16 protein-coding genes are annotated in these 17,885 nt (G+C 67.8%); 5 read left to right on the forward strand and 11 right to left on the reverse strand.

The window, feature by feature from the left end; genetic code table 11:
* The first annotated feature begins 2 nt into the window (after window positions 1-2).
* Window positions 3-1,010, forward strand: a complete 1,008-nt coding sequence (locus IPG50_37075; protein MBK6697759.1) for a hypothetical protein — start codon at window positions 3-5, stop codon at window positions 1,008-1,010.
* Window positions 1,011-1,350: 340 nt separating this feature from the next.
* Here IPG50_37075 and IPG50_37080 read toward each other — a convergent pair whose 3' ends face one another.
* The gene (locus IPG50_37080; protein MBK6697760.1) at window positions 1,351-3,351 is read right to left on the reverse strand and encodes a M2 family metallopeptidase; all 2,001 of its coding nucleotides are present in this window, start codon (window positions 3,349-3,351) and stop codon (window positions 1,351-1,353) included.
* Between the two features lie 35 nt (window positions 3,352-3,386).
* Here IPG50_37080 and IPG50_37085 point away from each other — a divergent pair, with 35 nt between their 5' ends.
* Window positions 3,387-4,205 carry a thermonuclease family protein gene (locus IPG50_37085; protein MBK6697761.1) on the forward strand — a complete coding sequence of 273 codons (819 nt, stop codon included), beginning with the start codon at window positions 3,387-3,389 and terminating at the stop codon, window positions 4,203-4,205.
* A gap of 34 nt (window positions 4,206-4,239) precedes the next feature.
* Here the strand turns inward: IPG50_37085 and IPG50_37090 are convergent, their stop codons facing one another.
* Together IPG50_37090 and IPG50_37095 are read right to left on the reverse strand one after the other, a co-directional pair.
* On the reverse strand, window positions 4,240-5,163 hold the full coding sequence (locus IPG50_37090; protein ID MBK6697762.1) for a hypothetical protein: 924 nt from the start codon (window positions 5,161-5,163) through the stop codon (window positions 4,240-4,242).
* Entirely contained in the window at window positions 5,160-5,936 is a 777-nt protein-coding gene (locus IPG50_37095) for a sel1 repeat family protein (protein MBK6697763.1), read from the reverse strand. Before IPG50_37095 ends, IPG50_37090 begins: the two co-directional genes overlap by 4 nt.
* A gap of 86 nt (window positions 5,937-6,022) precedes the next feature.
* On the opposite strand from IPG50_37095, the gene IPG50_37100 reads away from it, so the two are divergent.
* Window positions 6,023-7,504, forward strand: a complete 1,482-nt coding sequence (locus tag IPG50_37100) for a coniferyl aldehyde dehydrogenase (GenBank protein MBK6697764.1) — start codon at window positions 6,023-6,025, stop codon at window positions 7,502-7,504.
* Window positions 7,505-7,629: 125 nt separating this feature from the next.
* On the opposite strand, the gene IPG50_37105 is transcribed toward IPG50_37100, so the two are convergent.
* The 3 genes from IPG50_37105 to IPG50_37115 form a co-directional block, all read right to left on the reverse strand.
* Complete coding sequence (locus tag IPG50_37105) at window positions 7,630-8,085, reverse strand: Hsp20/alpha crystallin family protein (protein MBK6697765.1); 456 nt, start codon at window positions 8,083-8,085, stop codon at window positions 7,630-7,632.
* A 289-nt stretch (window positions 8,086-8,374) separates the two neighbouring features.
* Window positions 8,375-9,931 carry a hypothetical protein gene (locus IPG50_37110; GenBank protein MBK6697766.1) on the reverse strand — a complete coding sequence of 519 codons (1,557 nt, stop codon included), beginning with the start codon at window positions 9,929-9,931 and terminating at the stop codon, window positions 8,375-8,377.
* A gap of 151 nt (window positions 9,932-10,082) precedes the next feature.
* Window positions 10,083-11,168, reverse strand: a complete 1,086-nt coding sequence (locus tag IPG50_37115) for a teichoic acid biosynthesis protein (protein MBK6697767.1) — start codon at window positions 11,166-11,168, stop codon at window positions 10,083-10,085.
* A gap of 72 nt (window positions 11,169-11,240) precedes the next feature.
* Here IPG50_37115 and IPG50_37120 point away from each other — a divergent pair, with 72 nt between their 5' ends.
* On the forward strand, window positions 11,241-12,056 hold the full coding sequence (locus tag IPG50_37120; protein MBK6697768.1) for a hypothetical protein: 816 nt from the start codon (window positions 11,241-11,243) through the stop codon (window positions 12,054-12,056).
* 97 nt (window positions 12,057-12,153) lie between these two features.
* On the opposite strand, the gene IPG50_37125 is transcribed toward IPG50_37120, so the two are convergent.
* From IPG50_37125 to IPG50_37140, 4 genes are all read right to left on the reverse strand, one after another.
* On the reverse strand, window positions 12,154-13,113 hold the full coding sequence (locus tag IPG50_37125; protein MBK6697769.1) for a hypothetical protein: 960 nt from the start codon (window positions 13,111-13,113) through the stop codon (window positions 12,154-12,156).
* 112 nt (window positions 13,114-13,225) lie between these two features.
* Complete coding sequence (locus IPG50_37130; GenBank protein MBK6697770.1) at window positions 13,226-13,543, reverse strand: DUF1232 domain-containing protein; 318 nt, start codon at window positions 13,541-13,543, stop codon at window positions 13,226-13,228.
* Window positions 13,544-13,611: 68 nt separating this feature from the next.
* Window positions 13,612-14,364 carry a serine/threonine protein phosphatase gene (locus tag IPG50_37135; GenBank protein ID MBK6697771.1) on the reverse strand — a complete coding sequence of 251 codons (753 nt, stop codon included), beginning with the start codon at window positions 14,362-14,364 and terminating at the stop codon, window positions 13,612-13,614.
* On the reverse strand, window positions 14,361-15,806 hold the full coding sequence (locus IPG50_37140) for a serine/threonine protein kinase (protein MBK6697772.1): 1,446 nt from the start codon (window positions 15,804-15,806) through the stop codon (window positions 14,361-14,363). Before IPG50_37140 ends, IPG50_37135 begins: the two co-directional genes overlap by 4 nt.
* A 26-nt stretch (window positions 15,807-15,832) precedes the next feature.
* Here IPG50_37140 and IPG50_37145 point away from each other — a divergent pair, with 26 nt between their 5' ends.
* Entirely contained in the window at window positions 15,833-16,618 is a 786-nt protein-coding gene (locus tag IPG50_37145; protein ID MBK6697773.1) for a Nif3-like dinuclear metal center hexameric protein, read from the forward strand.
* 15 nt (window positions 16,619-16,633) lie between these two features.
* Here IPG50_37145 and IPG50_37150 read toward each other — a convergent pair whose 3' ends face one another.
* The gene (locus tag IPG50_37150; GenBank protein ID MBK6697774.1) at window positions 16,634-17,782 is read right to left on the reverse strand and encodes a pyridoxal phosphate-dependent aminotransferase; all 1,149 of its coding nucleotides are present in this window, start codon (window positions 17,780-17,782) and stop codon (window positions 16,634-16,636) included.
* Window positions 17,783-17,885 lie beyond the last annotated feature (103 nt).

A 17,885-nucleotide genomic window follows, 5' to 3' on the forward strand; every position in this document is an offset into this window, starting at 1 on the left:
TCATGAGGAGGTTTCCGCCCAAACGTGCCGGCGCCACCGTTGGCCGCGCACTCCCGCCGCTCGCGTTCTTGGCGGCCGCCGCGGCGCCGCTGCTCGGCGCCTGCTTGTGGGTCTACGATCCCGGCTCGCTTGTGGGCGTCGCTGACGCCGCCGCCCCGCGCGACGCGGAGGCTGGCCCGTCGACCTTCTGTTACTTGGAGAGGCCGACGCCTGACTTTTGCGACGACTTCGAAGGCCAGGGCAACGAGACCCCCGACGGAGGTGCGCCGGCGCTGCCGCGCTGGAACGGCGGCGGCCTCGCCAACAAGCTCGTGGACTCGCCCGAGAACCGCATCGCCGTCCTCGTGGATGAGGTGGGGCGCAGCCGCGCGCTCGCCGTTGACGTCGTCGCCAACGACGAGAACGCATCGCTCGCGTTTGTGTCCCACGAGGTGAAGCCGCCCGACGAACGCGTCCCGCGCGGCGCCAAGCTGAAGGCGCGGTTTCGCGTGAAGGATGTTCGCTACGCGGACGTCGACGCGGCGGCCGCCGACAAGTACCTCTACGCGCTCGGCTTCGGCGACGCCCAGCAAAGCGAGGGCGTCGCCCTCATGATCAACGAGGAGCTCCCCAAGCTTCGAGTGACGCTCCAGCAGCGCCTCGTGACGACGAGCAAGGGGCGCATCGAGCTCGTGCGCCTCCAGGACACGGACCGCGCCGGCCTTGCGAGCGACCTTCAACCCATCGAGCTGATCGTTGCGCCGACGTCAGTGCTCACGGCGCTGGGCGAGACTTGTGCGCTCGTCGACTTCGATGACAAGCCCGTCGATCCGGCGGCGTTGGCCCAGCCGCGCGATGCGTTGCGGCTGTTCGTGCGCTTCCCCGGGCTCGTGCGTTGCGTCGCGCTGCAGAACGAGTTCGCGCTTGGCGCTTGGCTCAAGCGCGTGCAGGTCGTCGTTGGTGCTGCGGTGGGCGGGCCCGGCAGCGCGGCGGCGCGCTTCGACGACGTTGCCGTGACGCTTCTCTACTAACCCGCGCGTCGAGAGCGCGGGCCGTCGTCCCGTGCACCCAGACCGGCTACAAACGCGCCGCCGCGGGCGCAAGGCGGGCGGCGCACACGGGGCACTCCAAGTGCCGAGGCGTCACGAGCTTCCGGCATGACCAGCACAGCGCGCCCACAAAGTGAGTGGCGCTGTCGGCCGAAACGGGGCGCCGCTGTGAGCTCTCCATAGAGTCGGGCTCGAGCGGCGGCACGATGACGAAGCGGGGACGGGCCATCCTCGGAACTACGCCGGCGCGATGCCGCTGGTTCCATTCCCCCGCACCGCAATTTGCGCAACCATTGGCGCGGCGTTGGAAGAGTCGTTGGGTTCAGTAGCCGCAGGTCTCGCCCTTGGTCTTGTCCTTTAGGTATCCGCGGAGCGGCGCGAAGTACTCGAGCAGCGCGGCGGAGCTGGCCGTCTGGCCCGCGCCCACGGCGGCCATGGCCTCGGGCCACGGCTTGCTTTGGCCCATCTCCAACATGGCGCGGAGCTTCGCGCCGGCCGCCGCGTTGCCCGCGAACGAGCACGTGTGCAGCGGGCCCTTGTGGCCCGCCGCTTCGCAGAGCGCCTTGTAGAACTGGAATTGGTAGATGTGCGAGAGGAAGTAGCGAACGTAAGGCGTGCTCGCGGGCACGTGATACTTCGCGCCGGGATCGAAGAGCGCTGCGTCATCGCGGCTCGCGCCGGCCGGCGGCGCGACGCCCTGGATGCTCTTGCGTAGCTCCCACCAGGCGGCGTTGTACTTCTCCTTGGGGACCTTGCCGGAGAAGACATCCCAACGCCACTTGTCGATGAGCAGGCCGAACGGCAAGAAGGCGACCTTCGACAGTGCGAGCTTCATTTGTACGTTCAGGAGCGCGTGGTCGTTTTTGGGGACTTGGTCGAGGAGACCGAGCGACTTGAGGTAGTCGGGCGTCATGCTGAGCGCGATGGTGTCGCCGATGGCCTCGTGGAAGCCGTCGTTGGCGCCCGCTTGAAAGAGCGGCGATTGTTTCTCGTACGCTTGGTAATAGAAGATGTGTCCGAGCTCGTGGTGGATGGTCACCAGATCGTCGTCCGTCGGCTCGACGCACATCTTGATGCGAAGATCGTCGACCTGGTTGATGTCCCACGCGCTCGCGTGACAGACGACCTCGCGGTCGCGCGGCCGCGCGAACAGCGAGCGCTCCCAGAACGTCTTTGGGAGCTCGCGGAAGCCGAGGCCCGTGAAGAACTTCTCGCCGAGCTTCACCATCTCTTTCGGCGCGAGCTTCTTGGCCTTGATGCGGGGCGTCGCGTCGAGCTTCGGTTCGGCCGGGTAGGGCGCCAGGATGTCCATCAGGCCCTGCCACTCTTGCGCCCACATGTTGCCGAGCAGGTGCGCCGGAATCGCGCCCTTCTCGGGCACCGCGTCCTTGCCGTATTTCGTTCGCAGACGCGCTCGCGCCAGGCAATGGAGGTCGTCGTAGAGCGGCTTCACTTCCTTCCAGAGACGCGCCACGTCGGTCTCGAAGGCGTCAGGCGTCATGTCGTAGCCGGACTTCCAGAGGTCGCCCATGTCGCGGAAGCCGATGCCGCGGGCGCCCTTGTTGCCGAGCTCAACGTAGCGGGCGAACTTGTCTTTGATGGCGGGCGCGGTCGCGTGCCATCCCTCCCACGCTTCACGCGCCACCGCTTCGTCGCGCGTGCTCGTCATGATGCGCGAGAGATCTTCAAGCGTGAGACACTCGCCGGGCTTGGGGGCCTTGAGCTTGCTCTTGGCCGGCGGGCAGTATTTCCCTTTGCCGTAAGCGCCGGCCATCTCGGTTTGAACACGGGCGAGCTCCTCGCGGTCCGCGGCGTTGTCAGGGGCCGGTACGCCCTGCGCGATGCGCAAGAGGTCGAGCTTGCGCCGTGTTTCGACGGGGAGGCGATCGCGCACCGATTGAAAGCGGTTGGCCGCCAGGATTTGCGTCGTGATGAAGCCGGCGCTCGCTTCCTCCGCCGCCGCGCTGAGGCTCTCCGTGTCGTCGGTGATGAAGTTCATCTGGACCCACGCGGCGCGGTCGCGGGCGACATAGAGCTTGCGAAGCGCGGCTTCCGTGTCGCGCACGAAGGTCTCCGCGTCGCTCGCGGAGGCCGCCGTTTGGCCTGCGGCGTGGCCGCCGTGCCTGCCGCGCATCCCGGCGTGAGGCGCGTGCCCATCGCCATGCCGCCTACCATGCCCATGGCCCGCCGACGCAGCGACGGGGGCCGCGGGCTCGGGCTCGGCCGCGCCGCAGGAAACCGCGCCCATGGGAAGGAGCGCCGGAAGCAGCCCTCGCCGGAGGACGGGAAGGAGACGATGAAGCCGGGAAGCGCTCTGGACCATGCCGATCTCCGTGCTAGGGTTCCCGCGCTCATCGCATGAAAAGTCGCGAAAAGAAAGCGCTCCTTGGCATCTCGGCCGTTCACTCGAGGGGGTCTCTTGGAGCGGCGCTTTCGGCCGTCGGCGTCATCGGAGGGCTCGTCAGCGGGCTCCTCGGCGCGGCATGCAGCGTCGACGTCGCGGCCGCGCCGACGACGGCGGAGCGAGGCGGCAACCCGTCGACCAACACCCCCGCGACCGCGTCCGACGACGGCGGCACATCGGCACCGCTCAAGCCGAGCGGGTGCCCCACGCCCGAGGTCGTCGCGCCGGCGGACGTTCCCGCGGGGTTCCTGGCTCCGCAGAAGGTCACGTTGGTTCGCGTCGTCGACGGCGATACCGCGCACTTCATGTTTCCCGGCGTGGCCGCCGAAGTCATCGTGCGTTTCCTCTACGTGAACACGGAAGAGACGCACGACACACGCGCCACGCAGTTCGGCGTCAACACGTCGTCTAAGGTCGAGGAGTACCTGAAGGGCGCCCAAGAGATCATGGTTGCGCCGGAAGAGGACAAGAAGAAGAAGGGCTCGGCCCACCTCGACACGTACGGGCGAACGCTCGCCCTTGTCTTCGCCGACGGGGAGCTCTTCCAGGAGCGGCTCGTGCGCGAAGGGTGGACGCCCTACTACACGCAGTTCGGCTGCGCCCTCGATCCGATTCATCGCGCCCTCGTTTGGTCGGAGGCGGAGGCGAAGGCCAACGAGCGTGGCGTCTGGGCGCCGGGTCACCCGGTCGACTACAGCGCCGTGCTCAAAGAGTGGATGGGCTCGAGCACCTGCCGGCCGAACCCGTACAAGCAGCCGTACTGCGCGAAGTAGTGTTGCTCGAAGTTGGGACGTGATGCGCCCGCGCCTAGCGGCGCGAACCCGCCAGCGCCGCGCGGAAGCGCCGGTCGTGCCAGAGGAGCATCTCGACGGCGCCCGCCTCGCGGAGCCACGGCTGATCGTGCCATCCCGGTAGCGTCAGGAGGTCGCACGGCACGTTGCGTCTTGTGAGCTCCGCCGCAAGGCGCTCGTTGCCCTTGCGAAACACGTCATCCGTGCTCGTCTCGACGTGAAGCGCCTTGGGGCCCGCCTCGAAGACCGCCATGGCGAGTCGCTCTGCGTAACGTGGCGCCGTAGGCTCGCTGATGGCCGATTGCACGCCGCCCCACGCGCCGAACGACTTGGGCGCGCGAAGGAACACCTCGAGGCTCAAGTACCCGCCGAGGGAGCAGCCATCGATGGCGACGAGGTCGGGCCCCTCGTAGAGGGCGACCTCTTGCCGCGCTCGCGGGAGCATGACGCCCAATAGCCACTTGGCGTAGGCGTCGATCTCGCGCGGCGTCGTGATCTTCGGCGTGAAGGGGCAGGCGATGGCGAAGCCGTAGAAGGGCGCCCTCATCAAGTCGCCGTTCACCGCCGCGAGCCGCTCGTCGGAGAAGTCCTTACGAAGAGCGAACGTCCGGGCCACTGGCGGTCGCCGCAACCGGTCGAAGGCGCCGCCGAGGCCATAGCGATCGACCCACGCGCGGACGCCGAGCGTCTCGTCGATGGTCTCGCCGAGGCCATGCAGCAAGATCAACAGCGGGAGCTTGGTCCCTCGCGGCACATAGCGTGGAACGAGCAGCAAGAAGCGTCGCGCGAGCGAGCGGTCGCCGTCGACGCGCAAGTCGCGAAGCTCAAGATCGTCGGGAATTGGGCCCGGCTCGGGCGCGCCCGCCGCAAGCGAACGGCGCGCAGCGAGCGCGTGCGCAAGGCCCGCGAGGCCCGCCAATGTGGCTCGTCGCCCAATCACTGGGTGAGAGCATACAAGAATGGGACGCCGCGACGCGTGGAGCCGGGCCGCGACGTGGGCCGCGCGACGACTACTTCTTCTTGGGCGTCGCCGAAGCGGAGCCGGTGCGGTCGAGGCCGCGGCAGGCGGTGGCGTCTTTCGCCGCGCACGCCTTCTTCCAGTCGGCGATGACCTTCTGGGCGAGCTTGTCCTTCTTCTCCGTCGCCGTCTTCTTGAGCGCGTTGCACGTCCACATCTGGAAGTCTTCGGCAACGCAGCCGCGGGCGAGCAGTTCGACGGCCTTGGTGGTGATCCTGCGGCACGCCTTCGCCCTTTTCGTGGAGCTTCGAGAGATCCTCGCAGGCTTGACCGAGGCCCTGGTCGCACGCGACGCCGTAGAGCGCGACGGCCTTGTTCGCGTCGGCGGGAATGCCTTCGCCAACGGAAAACGCCTTGCCGAGCTCGTGGCACGCGCGACGGTCTTTTTTCGTGCACGCCTTGTCGAACATGCGCGCCGCTCTCGCGAAGTCCGGCGAAGAGCCGTCGCGAAGCGCGTAGCCGGCCTCGCGACAGGCATCCATGTCGGTCGTGCGCTCGCACGCCGAGACGCAGCCGGCGCCCTTGCAGGCTGCGGCGATCTCGTTCGTCGGCGAAACCGCTGCGCTGGTGACCGTCGTCTCGGTCGGCGTGGGCTTCTGCGCGGTCGTTGGCTTGGCCGAGCCCCAGCGCTGGGGCGCGCCGGCGCAGGCCACGAGGAAAAGGGCGGAAAGACCGAGAAAGGCGGATGTCTTCATGCTGGCGGGCGCAGGTATACGCGACGCAGGGCGACGCGCCAGCGCCGGAGCAACGATTTATTCAGCTACACTCGACGCCCATGAGCATGAGCGCCACGCCGGAAGTCCGTCCTCCCGAAAAGAGCGCCGAGAGCCGACCCTCGCGAGGGGATCGGTCCACGACCGACGAACTCGGCCAGACGTTGACGCGCCTCAAAGAAGCGCAGCTTCGCGACGGGCCGCCCTCGCTCAAGGAGCGTCGTCGTCGACTCGAGAAGCTGGAGCGCGCCGTCGTCGCGCATCAGGAGGTCATCGCCACGGCGATGCGAGAAGACTTCGGCAACAAGGCGCGCCTCGAGGCGTTGATGAGCGAGGTCTATCTCGTCGTGAGCGGGGCGCGCCATGCGCGCGAGCACGTGCGCGAGTGGATGGCGACGGAGACGCGCGACATGCCGCTGCCGCTCTTGCCGGCGCACGGCGAAGTCATCCCGCAGCCGGTCGGTGTCGTCGGCATCGTGTCACCGTGGAACTACCCCATCAACTTGGCGCTGCTTCCGCTCGTAAGAGCTATCGCCGCTGGCAATCGCGCCATGCTCAAGCCCAGCGAGCTGGTCCCCAAGACGAGCGCGGTCTTGGCCGACATCGTTCGCACGGCCTTTGATCCCGACGTGGTGACGGTCATCCAGGGCGACGCGCTCGTCGGCGAAGCGTTCACGCGCTTGCCCTTCGACCACCTCGTGTTCACCGGGTCGACGCGCGTTGGGCGCCTGGTCATGAAGGCCGCCAGCGACAACCTCGTGCCGGTCACGCTCGAGCTAGGCGGGAAGTCGCCGGTGCTCCTGGGGCCCGACGCGAACATCCGCGAGGTCGCCGAGCGCGTCATGGCCGGCAAGGTGTGGAACGCGGGTCAGACCTGCGTGGCGCCCGACTACCTCCTCGCCACGAGCGATGTCGTGGAGTCGTTCGTGACCGAGGCCCGCCGCGCCATCAAAGAGATGCTCCCGCGGATGGTCGACAACCCGGACTACACCTCGATCGTGAGCGACAAGCACTACGCGCGGCTGCTCGCGCTCATCGCCGAGGCCCGCGAGAAGGGGGCGCGAATCGAGGAGCTGAACAGCGCCGGCGAGGTTTTTCCGGCGGAGTCACGAAAGCTTGCGCCAACGCTCATCGTCGGCGGCCCCGCCGACTCGATGACCGTGATGCAGGAGGAGATCTTCGGTCCCATCCTGCCCATTGTGACCGTGAAGTCGCTCGACGAGGCCATCGCCTTCGTGAACGCGCGCCCCCGGCCGCTCGCCCTCTACTACTTCGGTCACAAGGCCGAGACGATCGACTACGTGCTCGCTCGAACGAGCTCCGGTGGCGTCAGCGTCAACGACACGATGCTGCACGGCGCCGCCGACGAGCTGCCGTTTGGTGGCATCGGCGCGAGCGGCATGGGCGCGTACCACGGCAAACACGGCTTCGACGCCTTCACCAAGCTAAGGCCAGTCTTCTACCAAAGCCGCGTGAACGCGCGGAAGCTGCTCGCGCCGCCCTTTGGAAAGATGCTAGCGACGGCGATGCGCGTCCTCATCGGCAAGTAGAGCGACGCGTCACGTAGGCCCGCGAAGCGGCGCCGGACGTCGTGAAGCCCACCGCTCGCCGCCGAAAAGGCGGGGCGCGCGGCGGGCCACGAACGTGCGGAGAGCGCGTCGGACGCTCGCGTGGTTCAAGCGGTGCCGACGGGATCCTTGGTGGGGCCGTCGCCCTTCACGCTGATCCTGCGAGGCTGCTCGGCGGCCCGCTTGGGGAGACGGACCGTGAGGACTCCGTCCTTCAAGTCCGCCGCGATGGCACCGCCATCGACGGTCTCGGGCAATACGAACGAGCGGGCGAACTGCCCGTGGCGTCGCTCAAAGCGATAGAAGCCGTCCTTCTGAACCTTCTGTTCGCTCTTCCGCTCACCGCGAATCGTCAGCACGTTCTTCTCGAGCTCCACGTGGACGTCTTCGGTCTTGATGCCGGGCAGCTCGGCCCTGAGCCAGATCGCCTCCTTGTCCTCGACGATGTCGACGGCCGGCCGAAAGGCGAGCGCGCTTGCGGGGCGCTCATCGGTGGCGAAGTTCTTGAACATGTCGTCTTGCATGCGAGAGAGTTCGGAGAATGGATCCCAACGAGAGAGCATGGCGTAACTCCTGTTTGATGTGGACGTGTTCGGCCGCACCCCGTTGGCTGAGGTGAGGCTCGGGCTGAACGCGCAGCTCGCGCCGCGGCGTTCGATCGGTTGAGCGGCCACCGCAGCCGAAGGCACCGCGTGTGTCGCGAATCGTGCGGCCGCCGAAGGAGAGGCAGCGCCTTCTTCCTTCGTGCCCGCCGACAGCCGAGAACGTAATCAGCTCGAAATGGCGCGCAAGAGGCGCCCAAGAAAAAATCGAAGCGGCGCGCTCCAGAAGCAGGAGGCCTGCGAGTGCGCCCTAACCGCTGCGCCGGCGCCGACGGAGAGCGACCACCGCGAGAGTCACGAGCGCGAATGAGCTCGAATCGCTCGTGGCGCCGTTCGCGGCGGCGCAGCCGCCATCGGCTTGTGGACGGGCCGTGGTCTTCTTGGCCGCCGTGCCCGAGGTGCCGCCGCGCGCCGTCGGGCCCTCGCCCGTTGTCGCGGGCAAGGGGGCCGTCGGCGCCGTCGGCGCGGTGGGGCTCGCGGAAGGCGACGCGCCCGGCGGTGCGTTCGGCGACGGCGTCGTGGGCGAAGGCGTGGGCGTCGTCGGTGCGGGGCTCGGGGTGGAAGGTGGCGGCTCCGGCGGCGTGCCCGTTCCGGAAGGGGTTGGCGTCGGCGTCGGGCTAGGCGTGGCAGGCGTGGGGGTGGGCGTCGGGTCAGCCCCAGGTGGATTCGTCGGCTCGTCCGGCTTGGCCGGCGGCAGCGGTGTGGTGGGCGTCGGAGTCGGAGTGAGCGCGTCGGGATCTCCCACCGCAACGACGACCTCGGGGAAGTCCTTCGAGAACAGCAACGTGTCCTTGTCGAGGGTCGTGTGGAGGATCGGCACCTTGATGTCGGACTCGCCCCAGAGCGCGAGCGACGGCTTGGCACGAAGCTCCCAGCCGGTCTTGCCCTCGGCCGTCGACGCGAGGCGCGTGTCGAAGGTCGACCGTGCGTCGAGGCGAAGGCGAACGCCGACGCCGTTGTCGAAGGCGACGACGAGCACAGGTTGAAGCGAGCACACGCCTTTCAAGTGTTGCGAGCCGCCCTTCCACTGAAAGGTCGGGGCCTCGAAGGCAAAGTCGCTCGTGTCGAGCTCAAACTTCTTCTTGGGGTCACGCGCAAAGCGTCGCTTCTCGACGCCCTCGCTGTTGTAGATGGCGCGCGCCGCGAGCTTGCCGCCGGCCGAGGCCTTCATCGCGCCGTGCAGATCGCCGTCGATCTCCTCGAAGGAGCAGCCGACCATGACGTCGATTTGTGTCGTCAGAGGAATGTCGCTGCGCGCCTTGCCTTCTTCATCCTTGATGGGGATGTTCGTCTTGCCGAGGCCCGTTGCGAGCGCGAGGGCGCGCCCGCCGCCGAGCTTGGACTCGATCTCCTTCGAGATCTCGCGCATCACGTCCTTCCGCTCCGTGTTGCTCCACGTCACGTCGAGGTCAACTTCGAGGGAGCTCTCTACGGTGCTGCTCAGCGAGACCTCGGCGTCGAGGACCTTCGGCACGTCGGTCCCGAGGAGCGCGCTCCAGAAGCGACGCTTCGTGATGTTGAGCCTTCCCTCGATGACAGGCCTGTCCATGGAGAGCGTCGCCGTCGGCGTGAGGACGGCCTTGACGTTGATGCCCTTCCTTTCGAGTTCGATGGGGACGCTGGTCGTGAGCGGACCCTTGAAGAGGTCTTTCGTCGGGAGCTCGTACCTGAAGGCGTGCTCCTGGCCGTCGCTCGCAAAGAGCTCGTCGGCGGTCTCGTCGCTCTCGCCCGCAGGCGCAGAGCAGCCTCCTGCGAGGGGGCCTAAAGCGACACCGAGAAGCACAGTGCCCAGGCCCAAACGTGTCATTGGCGCATGGTGGTTCAAGACGCATACCAGGCCTCGACAGGCTCGCGGCGCGGCTTTCGGCGGTGGCGGGAGCCTGAACTCGGCGCCGGGCGTCCGCTTCGGCGGGCCATCGATCCACCCGCAAAGCGTCTGGCGTTGCCTTTGCGTTCGTCTACGAGACGCCCGCGGCGGCTCGATCGAGCACCTCGTCGACGGCGGCGAACAGCTCGCGGTTTCCATCCTGACGGTACCGCGCCAGGTTCTCCTCGTGCCGCGGCACGTTCGAGAGAAATCGCGCCAGCGCCGCGTCGTCGATAGCGCCAAAGACGCCCTGACCGAAGCCCTCCTTTTCGAGGTAGCGCGCGTTCAAAACTTGCTCGAATTGCTTCTCGAGGGGGACGGCGAGGAGCGGCTTTCGCAAGTACACGCACTCGCTCATGAGCGTGAAGCCTCCGCCCGCTACGACGCCGCGGGCCGACGCGAGGTCGTCGATGAACGTGGTCTCGCTGAAGGGTCGATAGAGCAGGTGCCCCGCTGCCAGGTCTTCCTTGAGGTCGCGTCGCATCCCGTAGACGCGGCACGGCACGCCGGCGCGTTCGAGCACGTGCGCGAGCTGATCGTGACCTTCGGCCGTTTGATAGACGAGCAGGTGGTCGCCCCGCGTCGGCGCCTTGGCCAAGATCTCCGGACGGACGATGGGCGGCACGAGCCTCGTGGGCTCCTTGCGCACCGGCGGACGAAAGAAGGTGGTGATGAGGTAGTCGTCGCAGAAGGGGAGCTTGCCCTTGACGAAGGCGCGCGCGAGCTGGAAGTCGGTCGCGTCGCGAGCGCTGGAACCGATGATGTCGGGACCGTGGAGGCATCGATTGATGATCTGCATGTTGTCGATGCTGATCACGGGGATGCGGTGCGTCTTTGCGTAGAGGTACGTCCACGATTCGAAGTCGCTGATGGCGACCTCGGGGCGAAACTCGCTGATGAGCTGGAAGTACGCGGCGATGTTCTGCGGCAACCCCACGGCGCCGGAGAGCACGTTCGACCAAACGGTCTTGCCGAGGCGCACGCGGTTCTCCTCGTAGATCATGTGGAGGCCGTGGATGCGGTTCACGCCGTCGAAGCGCTTCGCCAAGTAGTCGACGGCTCGCCCCGAAGCCATGATGGCGACCTCATGGCCCTCAGCCAAGAGGTGCTCCAAGACCACGCGAGAACGCATCGCATGGCCCATGCCTTCGCCCACCACGCCGTAGAGAATTTTCACGGCCCCACGATAAGCCTTTCGCGGGGCGCCCGCACGCTGGCGGTGCGCGCCCGGTTTCGCTAGAACGAGCCTGTGCCATCCCTGCGGGTCTATTCGGAGATGGCCACCCACGACGACGCTACGGCGCCCTCGGCGCTCGCGCTCCTTCGGGGGCGCGAGGTCGAGCTCGTTCTCGCGGTCCGGCCGTGGCACGTGGCGGGCCTCGGTGAGGTCGTGCGGCGCGTCGCCGGCGAAGGCGTGGCGCTCTCGCTGTGGCCCATGTTGAGCGACGAAGACGGACGCTTTCTCCATGCCGGCAACGTCGCGCGGATGCGGGCGCTGGTGACGAGGGTGCTCGCGGCGGCGATGCCCTCCGCGTCTGCGCTCAAGCCGGAACCGCGGCTCGACGTGATGCTCGACCTTGAGCCGCCCGTGGATACGCTCCGCGCGCTCGCGCATTGGCGCCTCGGGCCCGCGGCGTTGGCGGCCGCTGCGGCGTTTGCGGCATCGGAGCGCAACGACCGCGCAGCGCGGGCTCTCGTGACCGACATTCAACGAGCCGGGGCCACAGTCTCCGTTGCGGTCATGCCGCACGTGGTCCTGCCGGGCGGACGCGCCCTCTCGCGCCTCGCGGCGGTCCCGACGCTCGCGGGCACCGACTCCGTCGACCTGATGCTGTACCGAACGCTCGCGCAAGGCTACGCGCGCGGCCTCGTCTCGCGGCAGCGCGCGCTTCGGTGGCTGGGACACCCTCTCAAGCCGCGCTGTCAACGAGGGCATGCGCATCGCGCTCGGTTGCGTCGGCACGGGCGCCTTGGGCGACGAGGCGACGTATTCGAGTCCGGCAGACCTGGCCGACGACGTTCGCGTCGCGAGGGGACGGGGCGCCACCGCCTTCGCGCTCTTTGAGTGGAGCGCCATCTTGCGCCGTGGCCCCGCTGAGGCGTGGCTCGATGCCGTGCTCGCGACGTAGCTGTGGGCCGATCGGGTAGCGGGATTGCCTCGGCTACTTCGGCGACGTCGTCGGCGCGCACGTCGAGACGCCGGCTCCAACGATGTGGAAGCCGATGGACCTCATGTAGGCGGTGTTCACGCTCTTGTCGGATGGGCGGTACCGCGTGACGTTCGTCGTCTGCGTCGGGGCCGTGCTGGTGGCTGTGTAGATGTAGAAGTCGCCGCCCCAGAAGGAGAACGCGAACATCGGCGCGAGGGGCTCTTCGACCTTGGGCAAGTTGAATCGACCCGTGAAGGCCAACGATGTCTTGTTCATCTCGGCCACCGCCAAGGGCGTGTCGATGAGCAAGGCGAAGAGCTTGCCGTCGCCGGTGCCCGTCAGCTCGAGGTCGAACGGGTTTGGCATGTCGTTGATGGGCGTGATCGTCTCCTTGGCGACGTCGACGCGCGACACGCCGGGAGCTCCAGGCGTCTTGCCTTCAGAGACGACGAAAAGCGTCTCTTGGTCTTTGGAGCCGGCGTTGAGCGAAAAGCCCATCCCGCCCATGCCCGCTTGAACCTTCGATGGCGTGCAAGCCCCCGTCTTCGTGTTCACCTTGTAGAGGCGGTCGAGCTCGATCTGGTTGGGGTCGCGCATGTTGACCCACGCGACCGCGCTTCGATCGACGGCCATGGATACGGGGACCAGCGAGATTCCCTCCGGCGACTTGCACTTCAGGGGAGCAAGCTTCGTAAAGATCTTGTCGGCCGGCGCGAAGGAATAGATGTCGCCTTCGAGCGAGAGGACGTAGACGAGCTTGGCTTCTTCGCTGCAGCCATCGGCGCTGCCACCGTCGTCAGCGTTGTTGGTGATGAAGCCGCCGTCGCCGAGCGCCTCCTGCGTGGGCGTCCCGCTCCCGCCATCTCCCGAGCCGATGCCGCGCGAACCGTCGCCGCCGCAGGAGGCTACGGCGAGGAGAGACGCCGTGAGGGCGGCGGATACGAACAGCGGGACGCGAGCGGGAACGAGCATGGGGCCTCCGGAAGGAAGAGCGTCGAGAGCCCCGAAGCTTAGCTGCCCGAAGCGACGGGGTCAGTTCCGGCGGCGTCTCGGGCGCGTCCGTGGCCAGCGTGGACGGAAAGTTCTAGCGTTCTGGCGGAGGAAGTTTCACGGCGCCCGGTTGCGCCGGAGCCGGCCCCTCGAGTGCAGGGTATCGGCGTGACACGCGGTGCAGGTACGCGATGGCGATGGCCGCGACGCCCATGTCGTCGAGCCACCCAATGAAGGGGATCACGTCAGCGATGACGTCCGCCGGAAAGACGATGTAGGCCAGCGAGAGAACGACGAAGCCCTTGCCCGCCAACGACGCTTCGCGGTCGCGGAAGAAGCGCCAGATCCCGGGAAGGAATCCCACCGTGGCCGCGGCGCCCGCGGCCGTCATGGCAGGTCGAAGTTTGGCCATGTCGCTCAGTCTAAGTCGCGCCGGGGGCCACGCAACCAGTGACGTTCGCGCAAAAAGACCGGCGCGGCTCAGCGCGACTCGTACACCTTCACCGCCGGAAGCTCGACGCACGTGAGAAACCCACCTTTGCCGGCGCCGGTGTCGATGGCGAGCACCGAATCGCCGGCCCACATGTCGAGCGGGTCTTCCGGCGTAAACGACGAGAGCTCCGGCGGTAGGTAGTCCGTCGAGGTGTGCCCGACGACGACGCGCTTGCCGCGGTAGTCGCGGAAGAACTCGATGGTGCGGACCCAGAGGAGCACGGCCTTGTTCGCCACGGTGCGCGGGTGCTGAAACGCGCCGTCGGCCTCTTGCGGAAGGCCCGCGTGAACGTAGATCGCGTGCTCGTCTTCGTACCAATAGGGCAGGCTGGTCATCCACTCGAGGTGGTCGTCGGGGAAGAACGCGCCGGTGAGCAGGGCCGCGTGTTCGGTGCGCGTGGGCTGATCGCCTTCGAAGAAGAGCGCGCCGGTGTAGCTGCGCAGCGTCGCGAGGCAGCCGTTGGGCGGGGGCAACACGAACTCCGGCCAGCCTCCCATGGTCACGCGCAGCCACGCATCTTCGTGGTTGCCGCGGAGCGTCACGATGCGGGCGGCGGTCTTCCCCGGCAGTTCGTCCTTGATGAAGTGGATGACTTGCGCCGAGTTGGGCCCGCGGTCGAGGTAGTCACCGACGAAGAGCAGCGTGTCTTCGTAGGTGAGCGAAGGGAGCTTGGCCATGACGGCGCGAAGGGCGGCGAGGTCGCCGTGGATGTCGCCGAAAGCGAAGGTGCGTGCGGTCACTTGGGGCCAGTCTTCTTCTTGTTGGGTTTCTTGGGCTTGGGTTCCGGACGCTTCTCCGCGCTCGGCTTCGGTGCAGGATCGTCGGCCGCGACGATTGTCGCAACAGGCTTCGTCTCGGGTTCCGGAGCGGACGCTGCGGCTGGCGCCGAGGGCGTCGCCGACGGAACGACGAGGGCCGTCGGAGCTGCGGGCGGCGCCGCGGGTTCTGGGGCCACCGACGGGGTCGCCGCTGCAGGGGCTACCGGTCCGCTGCCTCGCATCAGCGAAAACGTGACGCCCGCGCCCAGCGCGACCAGGGCGACCGCGCCCGCGATGGCGGTGCGTCGCCGGCGCCGCGATGAGCCTTCCGCAGAGTAGGCGGCGCGGGCTACCGGTCGCCAGGTTCGGCCCGGCGGCGTGACGGCAACCTTGGTGTCGGCCTCCGAGTCGACCGCTTCGCGCGCCTTGGGAGGCATGGGTCGACTCGGCTTCCCGTCAGGCACGAGCGGCGGCACGGGCGGCGGAGAGAGCGCCGCCGGTGGCAGGCTCGCTCCGCTCTTGCCAAGAATCGCATCGATGGCCTCGACGAGCTCTGCCGACGTGGAGAATCGGCCCGCCGGATCTTTCGCCAACAGGCGCTTCAGGACCGCCGCGATGCGCGGATCGAGCGTCCTCGCGACGTCATCAGGAAGTTCGGGGACGTCTTGGAGGATGTGCTGCCGCATGAGCGTCACGGCGCCGCCCTTGAAAGGTCGTGTCCCCGTCAACATCTCGAAGAGCACGACGCCCAGTGAGTAGAGGTCTGCGCGACCGTCGACCGACTGGCCCATCGCCTGCTCCGGCGCCATGTAATCCGGCGTGCCGAAGATGGTGCCGATGCGCGTGATCGGCTGGAGTGTTGCGTTGCGTTTGCCGGTGACACTGCCGACATCGATCTTCGCGATGCCGAAGTCGAAGAGCTTCACCGCCTCCCGCGCCGTGCCGCGCGCGACGAGCATGACGTTCTCCGGCTTGATGTCGCGGTGCACGACGCCCGACGCGTGGGCCACGACCAGGGCGCTGGCGATTTCGCGCACCACGTGCAGCGCGCGGGCCGCATCAACCTTGCCGCCGGCGATGACGTCGCGGAGGTTTTCTCCGTCGACGTACTCGAGCACGAGGTAGACGGAGCCGTCGGGGAGCTCGCCCGAGTCCGTCGCCGAGACGACGTTCGGATGATCGATGTGCGCCGCCGCGATGGCCTCGCGCTTGAAGCGCTCGACGACCTCCGGATACTCGGAGGCGTCTGGCCGCAGCACCTTGAGGGCGACGGCCTTGCGCATGTGCACGTGCTCGGCGCGATAAACGGCGCCCATGCCGCCCTCGCCCAGGAGCTTTTCGACGCGATACTGCGCGACCAACGTCCCCGGCTCGAGGTTCGCGGTCGGCGGCACTTCGCCATCTTCGGGGACGCTTTGCGTCACCGGCTGAGACTATCATGCACGCCGGCATGCGCCTCGGTGACATCGAAAACCTGCTGAACAACTTCGCGCCGCCTCTTGAAGCGGAGCCTTGGGACAACGTCGGGCTCTTGGTCGGCGATCGCGAGGCGGCCGTCGACGTCGTGCTTTTTACCGTCGACTACACGGACGCTGTGGCCGCAGAGGCTCGCGCGCTCGGAGCTGGGCTCGTCGTCGCTTACCACCCCCCGATCTTCTCGCCTCTGAAGCGGCTCGACGAGGCGAGCCCCGTCTTCCGCGCCATCCGCGAAGGCGTGGCCCTCTACAGTCCGCACACGGCGCTCGACGTCGTCGCGGGTGGGACCAACGATCTGCTCGCCGACGCGTTGCAGCTCACGGACCGCACACCGCTCCGTCCGAGGACGTCGCGAAGTGGAGACGGTACGGTCGTCGGTCTTGGCCGCATAGGGCGCCTGCCCGAGGCGATTTCGCGTCCCGCCGCGCTGCTCGCGCTCAAACGCGCGCTCGGCGTGGAGCATGCGCTCCTCGCGGGCCCCCACGACGGTGACGTCACACGAGTTGCCGTCGGCGCTGGCGCTTGCGGCGACCTGTACAAAGATGCCATCGCCGCCGGCGCCGAGCTCTACGTGACCGGCGAGATGCGCCATCACGACGCGTTGGCGTGCGCCGCCGCGGGCCTGACGGTCGTGTGCATGCTGCACTCCAACTCGGAGCGCGCCGCCGTTCGCGCCTACGCCGAGCGCGTCCTTGCTTCCGCCGCGGGCCTCCGCGCGCTCGTGAGCACGGTCGATCGCGACCCCTTTCGCTTCGCGTAGACCGGCTCCTGGCCGCTAGCCGCGTTCGACGTACGCCGCGAGGCGCGCGACACCTTCGGCGAAGGTCGCCGGTGGCGTGAGCAGGCTCAAGACGAAGACGGGCTCCATGGCGAAGTCGTAGAAGGCGCCGGGCTGCGCGAGGACGTCGGCGTCTTCGAGGAGGCCCAAGAGCCACTCCTCTTCGCTGCGGGTCTTCGGCAGACGCAAGGTCGCGCACCAACCGCCCTCCGCTCGCAGCAACGTCATGGAGGAGCCATCGAGCTCGCCCCTCAGGTGGGCGTAGTTGGCTCGCGTACGGGCTCGGATGGCGTCTCGTGTGACGACCCCCGCCGCGAGGAGCGCCGGCACGGCGACCTGCACCGGCGTGCTCGCCGACAGGTACGCGTCGCACACGATTTCGAGGCGCTCGGTGGTTTCACGCACGCTCGCGGCGGGCCCCGTGACGCACGTCCACGCGAGCTTCATTTGCGGGAGCCCGACGGACTTCGAGAGACCTCCCATCGTGAAGGTGAGGGCGCCTTCGCCTTCGCGCGCCGTCGTTGCCCGCGAGGCGTCTTCGTCGAAGGCGTACTCGGCGAAGACCTCGTCGCAGACCAGCGGCACGCCGAAGGACGCCAAGAGGGCGAGCTCGTCCTTCTTGAGGAACGAGCCCGTTGGGTTGTTGGGCGTCACCACGACGATGGCGCGGAGCGGCCGGGACGCGAAGGCCGCGCGAAGCGAGCCCATATCGATGTGCCACGCGCCGTCGTAGGCGAGCGCGTAGGGGACGAGCGTCACGCCTTCGAGGCGGGCCAAGTGCTCGAAGAGCGGGTAGCTCGGGGCGGCGATGGCGACAGCGTCGCCGGGATCGCAGAGGAGCTTGAACAAGATGGCGTAGCTCTCGCTCGTGCTCGCGGTGAGAAAGATCTGCTCCGGCGCGGGAGCCAGAGGGAGCGCCTGCGCAACGGCGCGCCTCGCGCTCAGGAGGCCAAAGGGCTCGGGCCGGTAGGTGAGGGTGGCGTCCGAGGCGAGCGCATCGCGAATGATGGCGGATTCGTAGGGAAGGCCCGTCTCCGTGGGGTTGGACACCGTCAGGTCGATGAGCGGCCTATTTTTGCGGCGCCGCGCGAGCGCCTGACTCAGCGCATTTTGCTGCCGATCGAAGCCTGTTCGTCGCGAGAACATTTTTTCCGGATCCACGCAGAAGGGAGGGGAGGCCGCTCCATTTGTACCCGTACATCAGGCCAAGAAAGGGGCCACGACCCAAAATGTACTTCACCGAGACCCA

The sequence above is a fragment of the Myxococcales bacterium genome (assembly GCA_016703425.1).
In the GTDB taxonomy this organism is placed as follows: Bacteria; Myxococcota_A; Polyangia; order Polyangiales; family Polyangiaceae; genus JADJCA01.